General features: G+C 74.0%; 11 protein-coding genes. 5 read left to right on the top strand and 6 right to left on the bottom strand.

Annotation, left to right across the window (positions count from 1 at the left end; translation table 11 throughout):
- Positions 1–160: 160 nt before the first annotated feature.
- On the bottom strand, positions 161–397 hold the full coding sequence (locus ACGFWJ_RS06530) for a DUF397 domain-containing protein (RefSeq protein WP_392945896.1): 237 nt from the start codon (positions 395–397) through the stop codon (positions 161–163).
- A gap of 429 nt (positions 398–826) precedes the next feature.
- Between ACGFWJ_RS06530 and ACGFWJ_RS06525 the strand changes: the two genes are divergently transcribed.
- The 5 genes from ACGFWJ_RS06525 to ACGFWJ_RS06505 all read left to right on the top strand — a co-directional run bounded on the left by ACGFWJ_RS06525 (position 827) and on the right by ACGFWJ_RS06505 (position 8,452).
- The gene (locus ACGFWJ_RS06525; RefSeq protein ID WP_392945894.1) at positions 827–1,930 is read left to right on the top strand and encodes an FHA domain-containing protein; all 1,104 of its coding nucleotides are present in this window, start codon (positions 827–829) and stop codon (positions 1,928–1,930) included.
- A gap of 75 nt (positions 1,931–2,005) precedes the next feature.
- The gene (locus ACGFWJ_RS06520; RefSeq protein WP_392945892.1) at positions 2,006–3,367 is read left to right on the top strand and encodes a hypothetical protein; all 1,362 of its coding nucleotides are present in this window, start codon (positions 2,006–2,008) and stop codon (positions 3,365–3,367) included.
- Positions 3,364–4,635, top strand: a complete 1,272-nt coding sequence (locus ACGFWJ_RS06515) for a KH domain-containing protein (protein ID WP_392945890.1) — start codon at positions 3,364–3,366, stop codon at positions 4,633–4,635. The genes ACGFWJ_RS06520 and ACGFWJ_RS06515 overlap by 4 nt, the downstream gene beginning before the upstream one ends.
- Complete coding sequence (locus tag ACGFWJ_RS06510) at positions 4,632–6,596, top strand: VWA domain-containing protein (RefSeq protein WP_392945888.1); 1,965 nt, start codon at positions 4,632–4,634, stop codon at positions 6,594–6,596. Before ACGFWJ_RS06515 ends, ACGFWJ_RS06510 begins: the two co-directional genes overlap by 4 nt.
- On the top strand, positions 6,593–8,452 hold the full coding sequence (locus ACGFWJ_RS06505; protein WP_392945886.1) for a serine/threonine protein kinase: 1,860 nt from the start codon (positions 6,593–6,595) through the stop codon (positions 8,450–8,452). Before ACGFWJ_RS06510 ends, ACGFWJ_RS06505 begins: the two co-directional genes overlap by 4 nt.
- A gap of 164 nt (positions 8,453–8,616) precedes the next feature.
- Here ACGFWJ_RS06505 and ACGFWJ_RS06500 read toward each other — a convergent pair whose 3' ends face one another.
- The 5 genes from ACGFWJ_RS06500 to ACGFWJ_RS06480 form a co-directional block, all read right to left on the bottom strand.
- Positions 8,617–9,384, bottom strand: a complete 768-nt coding sequence (locus ACGFWJ_RS06500) for an SDR family NAD(P)-dependent oxidoreductase (protein WP_392945884.1) — start codon at positions 9,382–9,384, stop codon at positions 8,617–8,619.
- 10 nt (positions 9,385–9,394) lie between these two features.
- The gene (locus ACGFWJ_RS06495) at positions 9,395–9,679 is read right to left on the bottom strand and encodes a hypothetical protein (RefSeq protein WP_392945882.1); all 285 of its coding nucleotides are present in this window, start codon (positions 9,677–9,679) and stop codon (positions 9,395–9,397) included.
- A gap of 281 nt (positions 9,680–9,960) precedes the next feature.
- Positions 9,961–11,619, bottom strand: a complete 1,659-nt coding sequence (gene hutH, locus ACGFWJ_RS06490) for a histidine ammonia-lyase (protein ID WP_392945880.1) — start codon at positions 11,617–11,619, stop codon at positions 9,961–9,963.
- A 707-nt stretch (positions 11,620–12,326) separates the two neighbouring features.
- Positions 12,327–12,596 carry a hypothetical protein gene (locus ACGFWJ_RS06485; RefSeq protein ID WP_392945878.1) on the bottom strand — a complete coding sequence of 90 codons (270 nt, stop codon included), beginning with the start codon at positions 12,594–12,596 and terminating at the stop codon, positions 12,327–12,329.
- Positions 12,539–13,186, bottom strand: coding sequence for a hypothetical protein (locus ACGFWJ_RS06480; RefSeq protein ID WP_392945876.1), 648 nt, complete (start codon positions 13,184–13,186; stop codon positions 12,539–12,541). Before ACGFWJ_RS06480 ends, ACGFWJ_RS06485 begins: the two co-directional genes overlap by 58 nt.
- Positions 13,187–13,307 lie beyond the last annotated feature (121 nt).

Here is a 13,307-nt window from a genome sequence, read left to right as displayed (position 1 = left end):
TCTTCGGATCGGCACTCGACCGACCGATCGGAACGATTGCCTCAGAACTGCCAAAATCCGACACGCGGACCCCAACGGTGTGAGCGAGCCGACAAATAGTCGGTCTCATCTTCCCACAATCGGGGTCCGCGCGTTTACAGACCAAGTTCGCCCAGAAATGCTAAATCTCGATCAGGTGGTCGAATTCCCCGCGCTTGGCTCCCTGCACGAAGGCCCCGAACTCGCCGGGCGTGAACAGCAGTGCCGGGCCCTGCGGGTCTCGCGAGTTCCGGACCACGAGGTCGCGGGTCTCCACGACCGCGAGTTCCACACACTGTCCGGTCGGCGCGCTTGCGGTGCTCTTGATCCAGGTGACGTCGATCGTATCGGCCGGCATGCCGTTCCGGTAGTTCGCCATGGCGATCATCCCCTCTTGTGTTCGATTTGCGAGGCCTCTGGAAAATATGACCAGGTGCCGGGCTCCGCAGGTGGAGGCGTTAGGAAATTTCCCCCGGCGAAGCAATGTAAAGCGTAGCCCTCGCTATTCGAACAGCGAGCCCGCCAAATGGGTGACGACAATTGGTCGGCTGATATCACCGATCGTGGGTATTGGTCAGCAGTGAATCTGCCGGCCCGCCGGCAGGCCCGGTCGCGGTCACGACGCGGCCCGGTGGCGCGAACGACCGGTGGCCACAGGGGTACTCCTCCGCCGCACCGGGCAGCTCCGGAACTGCCGGTGCACAGCCGCACCGTTCCGGCGGTTGGGCCTTGTCCCTGTCGGCCGGGCACTGCTAGCTTGATGAACTCCTGTGTACGGAACGGGAGTTCGCGGGGGGCGGTGCAGCGCATGCCGACCGGCGTCGGAGCTGTGGTCGATGTGTCCAACGTGTGCTGGTCGGGGCGGCTGCCGCCGCTCAGCCGGCATTTTCCGTTGCTGGCCCGGCTGGAGCTGGTCCGCGACGCCTGGCACCGGCAGTACGGTGCGCACGCCCCGCTGGTGCTGGTCGCCGACAACTCGCTGCGGCGGGCCCTGTCCGCGGAGGATCGGCAGGCGCTGCGGGGGCTGGAGCGTTCCGGCGAGCTGCGCTTCGCGCCGACCGCCGACCCGGTGCTGCTCGAACTGGCCCGTGACCGGGGCTGGTTCGTGATCAGCGACGACCGGTTCAGGGACCTGCGGCGGCAGCATCCCTGGATCGAGGAGTTCCCCGGGCGCTTCCTCGGCTGGGAGTGGCAGGGCGGCACGGCGCGGCTGGGGCCGAGCGGCATCCGGCCGGAGCCGGACCACGTGGTCTCCCGGGCGCTGGAGTACAAGGAGCTCAAGCACGGGCAGCACATCGACACCCGCGTCCCGGCGCACGACCAGGTGCTGCGCAGCCACTGGCGGTGCACGACGCGGGGCTGCGTCAAGGCGTTCCTGTGGCCGGACCGGCTGCTGGACTGGCCGTCGATCGACCGGGGCGGGCAGGTGGTGTGCACCTGCTGCGGCTGTCCGCTGGAGGAGGCGGGGCCGCGCGGGGCCGGGCGGCTGTTCGTGCTCTCGGACGCCGCCGGCGGTGCGGAGTTCCTGCGGTTCCCGATCAGTGTGGGCAGCGCGGTGCAGTTGGGCCGCGGCGATCTGAGCCACGGCATCAATCTGACGGCTTCCGAGCTGCGGCCGCCGCGCGAGGTGCGGCGGGTGAGCCGGCGGCATCTGATGCTCTCGCTGGAGGAGACGCCGAACGGCCCGCGCGCGTTCGCGGTGGACCTCGGGTCGGGGAACGGGACGGTGCTGCACCGGAGTTCCGGGCGCAGGCTGGAGCCCGGCGAGCGGGTCCCGTTCGCCGAGTCGGACCGGCTGGTGCTGGGTGCCGCCGTCGCGGTGCGGCTGTCGGGCCGCCTGCACCTCAGCGCCGAGGAGCAGGCCCCGCCCGGTCTGGACGGCGCGGGCGGCAGCCGGACCTTTCTCGACTGAACTGCCGCCGCTGCGAGGGGATCTGATTCTGCGTCAACTGGTCACAGCGGCAGCCCGATTGGATAACCTGAAGACATGCTGGTGAGCCTGACCCGGGTGGGGCCCGCACGGCAGTCCCTCACCAAGGGGGTAGCCGTGACCGGCCCGGACACCGCAACGCTGCTGCGTTCCGTGCGGCTGCCCGGACCTCCGCCCTCGCTGCCCGCCGCCGAACTCCGCACCGACGAACGCGCCGACGGACGCGCCGACGGCCTGTTCGGCGTCGCCCTGCCGGGGGTCTGGCTGGGGACGCCCGGCGCCCGCGAGGTGGCGTACGGGTACCTCGGGGCCGTCCTGTCCGCGCTGGCCGACACCGCGCGCGCCCTCGGCGGAGCCCTGCACGCCCCCGGCGTGCGCCTCGCCCCGGCGGGCCCGCTGCCGGCCCTCGGCGGCGACCTCCACGGCCTGGCGGTGCTGGACGACGCCGAGCAGGAGGTGCTCTGCAACCTGCTGCGCCGGCACAGCCCGACGCTGATCGCGCTGACCGGACGGGCCCGGATCGGCGGCCCGGCCGATCCGGTCGGCTCGCGGCGGCTCGCCGACTCCCGCGAACACCTCGCCGCCCGCTACCTGGCCTCCGCCGACCCGCGCCACCTGCACCACGTCCGCGCCGAACTCCGCCGCCGCCACGGCATCGCGGACCTGCTGCGGATGGATGTCGCCCCGCTGCCCGCGGCGTCCGGCGCACCGGCCGAGGCGCTGGTCCGCTGTGTGGACGCCCAGGTGTCGCTGGCCGATCTGCGCGCCCAGGCGCTGCTGTTCGCGGCGCTGGCGCTCAAGGCCCGGCGGACGGTCCGGGCCGGCGAGCGCGAACGGAACATCCCGCAGAGCGTGATCGAGGCCAACCGGGCCCGGGCGGTCGTGCACGGGCTGCGCGCCCGGTTCGCCCCCGAGTCGACGGACTTCGGCCGGGCGCAGCGGACCAGGCCCGCCCGCGACGTGGCCCGGCGGCTGCTGACCGATCTGGTGCCGGAGTTCGGCCTGCTCGACGCGACCGCCGAGGAGCTGCTGCCGCTGCTCGCCCCCGTCGAGCTGCCGTCGTTCGGGCTGCCCGGCCTGCGCACCGGGGACCTGCTGCTGCGCACCGCCCGGGAGGGCCGCGGCAGCGGGCCGCTGGCCCAGCACGCCGAACAGCTGCTCCGCGATCCGCGCCCCGGAGGCGAGTTGGCGGCCCGGCTGGCCCAGGACTCCCCCGGCGTATTGGAGTTGCTGCTGAGCGACTGGCGCCGCACTCTCGCCGAGGGCGTCGCGCCGGCACCCCGCGCCAGGGAGCAGTCCGGCCGTCCCAGGTCTCCCTCCCAGCCGGGCGGCCGTCGGCCACAGGGCCAGCGGCGGCAGGGCCAGGGCCAGGTCCGGCGCCCGCAGAACCCGAACCCCCGGCGGAAGGACGGCTCATGACCGACCGTCCCACCGGTCAGGTCGAGGCGGTGCTCGACCTGCGCGACTGGTCCACGCCGATCGGCGGACAGGACGAACTGGCCGCCCTGTGGGCGCAGTTGGAGCCCACCCTGTACGGCCGTCCGGTACGCGGCGGCGCCGTGCACTCGTGGGACGCCGAGCAGGGCACCATCCGGCTGGAGATCCTCCGGGTCGTCCCCGGCGTCCCCGTCCTCGCGCCGGACACCCGGGTCGATCTGGTGGCGGTGCGCGAACCGGCCAGGCTGGTGCACCGCTGTGCCGCCTGCGACCGGGCGGGCCGGGCCGGTTACGGCGTGTTCCGCTGCCGGGGCTGCTCGGACGCCGGGCTGCCGGACCTGGTGTGCGTCGACCACGCGGTGCTGCTGAGCGGCGCGCTCACCCCGAGCTGTCCGGAGCACCGTCCGCGTTGTCAGGAGTGCGCCGCCGACGCGGTCTTCTGGTGCGCGGGCGCCGACTGCCGTACCCGCCGGGCCTGGTGTGCCCGGCACCGGACCAGCCATCCGCAGGATCCGGACACCGACTACTGCCCGGGCTGCTACCGGCGGGCCTTCCCGGTGTGCGAGGAGCGCGGCTGCGCGTCGGTCGGCACGGTCTCCTGCGACTGGCTCGACCAGGCCGGCCGGCCGTGCGACCGGCAGGCCTGCACCCGGCACGCCCGCCGCTGGCAGGTGTTCGGCGCCGAACGGGTCGGGCTGGGGCTGTGCCGGGCCCACAGCACTGTGGCGGGCCTGCCCGCCGACCGGCTGCTGTACCAGATCTGCGCGGGGGCGGTCCGCAAGCCGGGCGTGCGGGTGCCCTCGCTCCAGGCGTTCGCTCACAACCTGCGCAACTGCGGCCACCGCGAGCTCGCCGCCGACTACCGGGCGATCCGCGCCGCGCTGGACCGGGTCCGGGGCGGTGTCGGGCCGGCCTTCGACCGGGCGGCGGCCGACTGGGACCGCGAACTGGGCACGCTGGCCGGTCGCGCCGTCGAGGGCGAGCAACTCCTGCGCGCGCTGCAGCAGTTGCTGAGGCAGCAGGATCCGCGCTGGGGTGCGGAGATCGCCGCCGGGCTGCGGCTGCAGGAGTTCAAGGCGGCCCGCACCGGCGGGCCCGGCGGTGGCCGGCCGGCGCTGCTCTGGGTGTACCTGCCGCAGGAGCTCCAGGGCCGGTTCATCGGCCCGCAGGGCTCCCGGATCAGGTCCTACTCGGAGCAGCTGGGCGTGGACATCCGGCTGGCGGACGGCAAACGGAGGGGGCCTCGATGAGCGAGTCGCTGCCGAGCGCGGCCACTCACCGGCTGTACCCGGTGCCCGAGGGCGGGCCGGTCGCCGGGCAGCGGGCCGGGATCGCCCGCGCCGAACCGCCGGCCGGCGCCCCGGCCGCCGGGCTGCCCGCGCTGCTGGTGCTGGACGGCGCCGGCGGGCCCGTCGAGGCGGAACTGCGGCTGGTCCCGGTGGCGGAGGTCCCCGCGGGGGTGGTCGCGCTCGGCGAGGACCGGGCCGCCGCGCTCGGCGTGGAGGCGTCGTCGGCGGAGCAGCGCTGGCGGATCGACCGGCCGCCGGTGGTGCCGCTGCGCCGCGTCCGGTTGGAGATGCCGACCGAGTCGCCGCTCGACACGGCCGTGCACGACCTGGCCGGCGCCGGACTGCCCGGCCGGCTGCTGTGGCTGCCCGCCGAGCCCGACCGCGAGCTGTGGCTGGACATCGGGGGCCTGCCGTACCGCGTGCAGCTCGCCGACGCGGGCGGCCGGCGCGGGGTGCTGGGCGAGATCACCGCGCAGACCGAGGTCGAGCTGTTCGCGTCCGGGGCCCGCAACGGCGTGGACATCGTGGTGCTGGCCGACTGCAGCGGCTCGATGAGCGTCGACGACATCCCCGGCGTCCTGGACGAGGGCGGCGGTTTCCTCTCGGCGCTGCGCCGCCCGGGCAGTCCGCGGCGGCGGCAGCGGATGGAGGCGCTGCGCGAAGCCCTCCAGTACCTGCTGGCGATGCGGTTGCAGCTGAGCGGACGGGTCTCCCGGCTGGCCCTGGTGCAGTTCACCCACACCACGCAGCAGGTGTTCCCGCGCGGCGGCGGCATGGCCGAGCTGGACGCCGGGTCCGCCGGGGAGACCGTCGAGGAGTTCCGGCAGGCGGTGACGCTGCTGCGCCCGCTCAACGCCGGGACGAACATCGGCAACGCCCTGCACGACGCCGCCAACCTGCTGTACCACCACGGCAAACCGGGCAACGAGAAGCTGGTGGTGCTGGTCAGCGACGGCGCGCACTGGGCGCCCAAGGGCGACCAGGGCCTGGGCGAGGTCGTCCACGCCGCCGAGGAACCCGTCAGCCTGATGGAGCACCTCCACCGCGACATGGGCGTGCGCCTGCACGCCATCGGCATCAGCACGTCCGACATGTACCAGCGGTGGCTGCGGGACGGGAACCGGGGCGGGACGGCGCTGGAACCCAACCACGAACTGCTCGGCCAGCTGGTCCGGGTCGGCGGCGGGGACAGCGCCGCGATCGGCGGCTTCGAGGTGCTCGCGGAGTACTTCTCCGGTCTCGGCTCCGGCACCTCCCGCCGGGTCCCGCTGCGCCCCGGCGGCGGCGCGGGTGGTGCGGGCGGTGCGGGCGGTGCGGGCGGCGGCGGCCGTCCGCTGCACCCGCTGGCGGTGGCCGCGCTGCGGGCGCTCGCCGAGGAGCCGACGCTGCCCGCGGGGCGGGGGCCGGGCACGGCCGGGCAGGCTGAGCGGCTGTCGGCTGCCGCGGCCCGGGTCGTCGCGGAGTCCGAGCGGGTGTTCGGCCGACCGCTGCTGGACGCCCGCAACGTCAAGCGCGCGGTGACGCGTTCGGTGGTCGGCGGCGACTCCGAGGACGGCCGGCGCTCGTTCGTCCGCGACCTCACCGCCGCCTTCCGGCCCGCCCGGCCCGCGGCCGTCCCGCCCGGGCTCGGCGAGCCGCTGGACGCGCTGCACCGTTTCCTGGACGAGGCCGCCGCGCAGGGCGGCCGGGCCGAGGACGCGGCCTGGCGCGCCGCCAGGATCGAGGAGCTGGCCGGCCTGCTGGAGCGGCTGGCGGCCGCCCTGGCCGATGTCCGGGAGATGCCCCCGCCGCCGGCCGCTCCCCCGCGTCCGATCGCACAGCCCGTACCGCCCGTACCGCCCGCACCCGTCGCCGATCCCGACGCCACCGACCTCGGCCCGCCACCCGCCTCGTTCGCCTTCCGCTACCGGGGTGAGGAGTGAGCTTCGAGGCCGGTCTGACGCTCGGCCCGGCGCACCGGCCGGACGAGTACCGCCTGCTGCAAAGGGTCAAGGCCGGCGGCGAGGGCGAGGTCTGGCGGGCCGAGCGCACCGACCGGGACGGCGCTCGCGACCTGTGCGCCGTCAAGATCCTCCGGCCGCACGGGCCGCGCGCGAGCGAGGAAGAGATCGAACGGTGGCGGGCGCGCTGGGAGGACAGCGCGGTCCGGGCCAACCAGCTGTCCGTGCCCGGCCTGGTGGTGCCGCTGTGCTTCGTCGGCGCCGCCCCGCACCCGCCCGGCGCGCCCGGCGGCGGGCAGGTGCCGTACCTGGTGTCGCGCTGGGTCGACGGCCCGCAACTCCAGGTCTGGGCACAGGAATCCGCCGCGGCCCCGGCCGAACGGCTGGACGTGCTGGTGCGGCTCTGCCGGATCGTCGACGAGCTGCACGACCTGGGCTGGGCGCACCGGGACATCTCGCACGCCAACGTGCTGGTGGACGCCGCCGGGCGGCCCCACCTGATCGACCTGACGTTCCTGGCACGGCTGGACCGGCCGCTGCGAACCAGGGTGGGCACGCCGGGCTTCGGGGCGGCCGAGGAGGAGCGCCTGGGTGCTCCACCCAGCACGGCGAAGGACGCGTTCTCGGTGGGTGCGCTGGCCCGCATCCTGCTGGTGCCGGACGCCCGGATCCGCGACACGGCGCGGGTCGCGGCGCTGACCGGCGAGGAACTGGAGGAGGCCGGGTACTCCACCGCGGCCGTCGACTGGCTGCTGCGGGCGCTGGACCCGGACCCGGCGGGCCGCCCGTCCCCACTGACCCCGTGGGCCGAGCGGCTGCGCGAACTGGTCGCCGCCGGCCCAGCGCCGCGGCACGGCTGCCTGTCGCTGACCGCCGACGCCCGGGACCGGCCGGTCGTCGTCACCGGCGGCCCGCAGGGCCTGCGGCGCTGGTCCACCTCCGCCGAACCGTCGCGCCTGACGGGCGGCGGGCCGCAGGGCGTGCGCGCGGTGGCCGTCGTCCGCGACGGCGCCGGGCGGCTGGTCACCGCCGCCCTCGACCGTTACGAGATGCTCTGGCTGGGCACCGAGGCGGACGGCTGGGAGCAGGTCCGGTACGGCGCGCGGGGGCTCGCCACGCTGGTCTCGCCGTTCGGCGAGGCGCTGATCTGGACCGCCCAGGCGACCGGCCTGTGCCTGCTGCGCCTGCGCCCGGACGGCGGCCGCGAGGAGCAGACCGTCCCCGACGTGTGGCCGGCCCGGGTGCTCACCGCGGCCTGGGACGCCGACGGCACCCCGGCGGTCGTGGTCGCGGAGGAGGGCCGGGTCACCCACTGGACGTGGCCGCTCGCCCCCGGCGCCGGTCCCGGTCCCAGTCCAAGTCCCAGTCCCGGTCCCGTTCCGGCTCCGGCTCCGGCTCCGGCTCCGGTTCCGGTTCCGGTTCCGGTTCCGGCGACCATGCTCGCGGCGGGCGCCCGGCAGGCCGCTCTTGCGGTCAACCACTGGGGCGAGCTGACCGCCCGGCTCCTCGACGCGTCCGGACTGGTACACCCGCTCACCCGGCACTTCTCGGGCGTGTGGGAGCCGGACGGCGCGCCCGCGCCGGGCACCGAGTCGCTGCTGGTCACCCTGCGGGGCGGCCGGGGCGGGGCTCAAGCGACGCCGGACGGCCTGGCCGTCGACACCGGCGCGCACGCCGAACTGCTGGGCGGCTCGGCGGCCTCGCTGCCCGCTCTTCACCTGGGCCGCGACGGCCGCTTGCTGGCCGCCGCCGTGATCGACGGCGACCAGGTCTGCTGCTGGCAGGAGGACTGGGACGGCAGTTGGCAGCCCGTCCCCCTGGTCGCGGACCGGCCGTAGGCGTCAGCTGCGCAGGTGCGGGCTGGTCCAGCCGCCGGTGTCGTAGTCGGACATGCAGGTGGCGACCAGGTCGCACAGTTCGTCGTGGAGTCCGCTGCCGAACGCCTGGTGGTAGGCCTCGATGCGGGTGACGTCGGGGGCGGTCGGTCAGGTGGCGGCGGAGCTCAGCCGGCCATCGCGCTGATGCCGCCGTCGATCACGAAGTCCGCGCCGTTGATGTACGCGGCGTCGTCGGAGGCCAGGAACACCGCGAGCTTGGCGACCTCCTCGGGGCGGCCCGGCCGGCCCGCCGGGATGGTCCGCAGCAGGGCGGGGACACCGCTGTCCGGGTCGTCGATGTGCGGTGCGGTGGCCGGGGTGCGGATCAGACCCGGGCTGATCGAGTTGACCCGGATGTTGTGCGCGCCGCCGGCTCCGCACAGGTGCCGCGTCAGCGCGAGCACGCCGCCCTTCGCCGCACCGTGCGCGCCCTGCTGAACGAACAGCGCGCCGCGGGAGCCCGAGATCGAGGCGATGTTGAGGACCACGCCACCATGCTTGGTGAGGTGCGGCCAGGCCGCGGAGGTGCACTGGTACACCAGGTCGAGTTCGTTGCGGATGGTGTAATGCCAGTCCTTGGGGGTGAGCCGGTCGAAGGGCGCGTTGCGCATCGACGAGGCGTTGTTGCACAGCACGTCGAAGCCGCCGTACTCGCACAGCGCGTACTCCACCCACTCCTCGGCCCCGGCCCGGACCGACAGGTCGACGGGCGCGAGCGAGATCATTTCGCCACCCACCTCCTTGACCAGGCGGGCGGTCTCGTCGGCCGCCTCCGGGTCGCGGCCGCAGCCCACCACCCTGGCCCCCTCGCGGGCGAACTCCAGCGCCGCGGCCCGGCCGATGCCGGAGCTGGTGCCGCTGATCAGAACGGTCTTGCGGTCGAGTCGGCCCATCGGACTTCCCTCATGGTGCTGGTACAGGGGCTTGCTGACGCAGAGCTTCGAGGAACGCGTCGGTCCGCTCGGGCGTGGCGATGCTCCGCCACCTGGCGGGCCGCATCGCGCTCAGTTCGGCGGTGTCGTTCGCCGGGGTGCCGGTGCCGGTGCCGTGGCCGTTGACGTAACCGACGGCGTCGGGGGTGAGCACCGCGTCCGCAAGCGCGCCGAGCATCGCGGTGCGCAGCCCGCCCCCGTCGGGTGGCGGGGCGGTGACGTGGTGGGCGTCGCCGGCCAGGCCGTAGCCGAGCACGTACGCGTGGACGGGCGCGCGGCGGACGCGGGCGGACTCCTCCGCGAACGCCCACCGCCTCCCCTGGGTTCAGGCCGCCGCTGCGCCCGTACGGGGCGCACGGCGCGGGGTCGATCGCCTTCCAGGTGAGCACTTCGAGTTGGGCGAGGCTGTCGTAGATCGCGTCCCGAAGTTCGGCGAGCGGCCGGTCGGCGGGCCACTCGTGCAGGGAGGTGCCGAGCACGGCGCCGACCGTCTCGCGCACCAACAACTCAGACAGCGGCGGCGCGGACAGCGCGGGCTCAGGCGTGGCCATGGACACCGGACCTCCTTGCCTGCTCGGGCAGTTCGTCCGTCAGGTGGCCGTCCGTGGTGGTGAGCAGTGCGCCGATCCTGCCGGAGGCGATCAGTGCGGCCAGGTCGGCGAGTTCGGTGTCGAGCCGCCTGTCCCGGTCGAGGAATCCGACGACGGTGCGCACCAGGTCGTACGCCGCTTGGGTGGCCGGTGCGAGGCGGTCGCTGCCGCGCAGGTCGGCGGCCTGGCAGAGGGCGGCCAGGGTGATGGCGGCGATGTGCTGGACGAGTTCGACGGTGTGCCAGGCGTCCCGGGCCGCGACGGTGGCCATGCTGACCTTGTCCTGGTTGTGGGACTCGGTGGAGCGGGAGAACGCCGTGGCCGGCATGGTGTTTTTCAGTGCCTCGGCGGCCAGTGCGGAGGAGGCGCTCTGTGCGGCTTTGAAGCCGTGGTGAAGGCCCGATTCGTAGTCCGCGTCGAGCACCGGCCGAATGAGGTTGGCCGTCAGCCCGTGGTTGCTCTTCTCGTCGACCAGCAGGGCGGTCTGACGGTCCAGCAGGTCGCCGATGCTGGCCAGGGCGAGTTTGAGGGCGTCCATCGCCTGGCCCACATGGCCGCCGTAGAAGTTTCCGCCGTGGTGGACCTCGCCGGTGTCGGGGTCGAACAGTGGGTTGTCGTTAGTGGAGTTGATCTCGGTGTCCAGCCAGTCGGCGGCCCAGCCGAGGGTGTCGTTCAGGACGCCGGTGACGTGGGGTGCGCAGCGGACGGAGTACCTGTCCTGCAGGCCGGAGCGCAGCAGTTGGTAGCCGTCCCCGGCGAGCCTGGGGTTGGCGCCGACCCGGTCCTCGTGCCGGACGGCCAGCCTTGAGCCGTGCAGCAGGCGGCGGACCCGCGCGGCGCTGGTGTACTGCCCGGGGTGTGGCTTGTGCTGGTGGAGGAACGGTTCGAACGGCGCCGTGCTCGCCTCCAGCGTCTCGGCGGCGAGCGCCGTGCAGAGGTCCGTGACGGCGGACAGCTCGTGGGCGGCGCGGATCGTGGCGACGGCGTAACCGGCCATGAAGGACGTGCCGTTGATGAGCGCCAGGCCCTCCTTGGGGGCGAGCCGGAGTGGCGTCAGGCCGGCTTCCCGCAGTGCGTCGGCGGCGGGCCGAAGCTCGCCCCGGTGCAGCGCGGTGCCGTGGCCGGTCAGCAGGTCGGCGAGGTAGGAGAGCGGGACGAGGTCTCCGCCGGCCCCCACGGAGCCGCGCTGTGGGATCACCGGCAGGATGTCCGCGCGCAGGCAGTCGGCCAGCAGCTCCACCACGGCGACTCGCACGCCGGAGTAGCCCCGGGCCAGGCTGTTGGCCCGGATCAGCATGGTGGCCCGGACCACCTCGGCCGGGGCTGGTTCGCCGTTCCCCGCCAAGTGGCCCGCGATGAGGTTGCGTTGCAGGTCTGCGGCTTTGGCCGGGCCGATGTGCCGACCGCAGCTGTCGCCGAAGCCGGTCGTCACCCCGTAGACGGGCCGGCCCGACGCGACCAGCTCGTCCTTGACCCGGGCGGATGCCGCCATCCGGTCCTCGGCGGCTTCGTCCAGCCTGATGTCCCACCCGTCCGGTCGGCGGGCGAAATCCGATACGTCCTCGACGCTCAGCGAATCCGCGCCGAGCAGCAGCACCGCACCCACGGAAATTCCCTCCCGACGTCAGATTTCCAGGCAGACCGATCGTAGGCGAAAGCTCGGCGCGAAGGAAAATTAATTGCGGGAAAGTCGCCCGGACGAATGATTTGTCATCAGAATTGCCCCATCGGCTGGAAGTCGGCGGCCCGTTCCGATAATCCTCCGCAGCCGGAACCTGACATCGCAAACAAGAGGCGGGTGGCCCGGATTTCGCAGTCGCCGAATCCACCCCAGCACGGAATTTCCGAAAAGAGGAATAATGCCCGTATCGAAAATCCGCCCCCGGACCTGGGCCGCCGCGCTCGCCCTGACGGCCACCGGAACGCTGACCGGCTTCGCCCCGGCGGGCGAAGCAGGCACGGCAGGCACGGCAGGCACGGCAGGCACGACAGGCACGGCCACCGAGCCCACGAGCGCCACCTGCACGGGCACCACGACCCTCGTCGTGAGCCTCTCCAGCAGCGCCACCGCAGGATTCGGGGGCACGGGGGTCGACGACTACCGGTGCACCTTGAAGGGCAACGCCGGCAAGCTCATCGGCAGCTCCTCGACGATCCTGCCGCCCGTCCGAAACCGTCCACGGCGATCCGCACGGCCTGGCCCTTGTTCAGGAACACGGCCTCCCCGGTGCGGAACACGGTGCCGCCGTCGGTCCGTGCCGCGCCCGGGCCGTGCCACATCACGCCGAAGCGCCGCGACCGGACCGTCCCCGACTACGGGATCAGGGTCGTCAACTCGCGTTCGGTCAGGCCGAGTTCCCAGACGTCGTTCAGCTCGCGCACGGCGGCCCGGTGGCTGTCGCCGAAGTGCACGGTGCCGCCGCGGACGACGGCGGCGTGGTCGGCGACGTCGAACTCGCAGCCAAGAAAGCGTTCGGCGGCGTCCCCGATGGCGTAGGCGCCGTAGCCGGACCGGCCAGTGATGGTCACCCGGCTGTTGACGGCCGCCAGCCGGCAGTCCTGGCCGACGTCGCTGGAGAGCACGCCCCAGCCCTCCGAGGAGAGTTCGCAGCCGAGGTAGGCGGCCGTCGTGCCCCGGCCCAGCAGGTTGATGGTGCGCACGTCGCCGGGAACACCTCGCCGGTGGACCGGACGGTGAGACCGTCGACGCCGGACCGGCCGACCCGCCCGCCGACCCGCCCGCCGAGCCGGGCGGCGGGCACGGACCTGGCCGCGTCCGGCCCGTCGGCGGTGACGTGCAGGGCCTGCCGGAGCTGAAACTCGAGGCCCTGGAAGGGCACGGCGTTCTGCTCGCACACGCCGACCACCACGCCGCCGCGGTACTCGCCGGGCGCGATCCGGGCCCGGTCGCCGCCCGTGACGGTCAGCTCCGTGCCGGTCTCCACGCCGTCGAGGGTGAGCGTCAGCACCTGCCCGGCCGGGGCGGTGAGGGTGCCGCCGGGCTCGACGAGGAGGCGACGCAGCCGCGTGGTGCGGGTCAGGGTGACGGTGCTGCCGTTCCTGACGGTGAGCGCGGCGGGAGGGGTGCTCCAGGGTGCGGCAGCGAGGGCCGCTCCCAGGGCGAGGACGCGGCGGCGGCCTGATGGCGTGGCGACCTCGGGAAGTGTCGACATGTCAGGTTTTCTCCCCTGCGGTGTTCGTGGACCTACAGGCTTGTGGACCTACAGGCTTGTGGACCGGCCGCCCGGCCACGCGGAACGGATCAGTTCCCGTATGCCCGATACCTTTCCGCGC

The sequence above is a fragment of the Kitasatospora sp. NPDC048407 genome, from assembly GCF_043200475.1.
Lineage (GTDB): Bacteria > Actinomycetota > Actinomycetes > Streptomycetales > Streptomycetaceae > Kitasatospora.
Note: the sequence above shows the minus strand (reverse complement) of the source record. Positions and strands in the feature narration are given on the sequence as shown.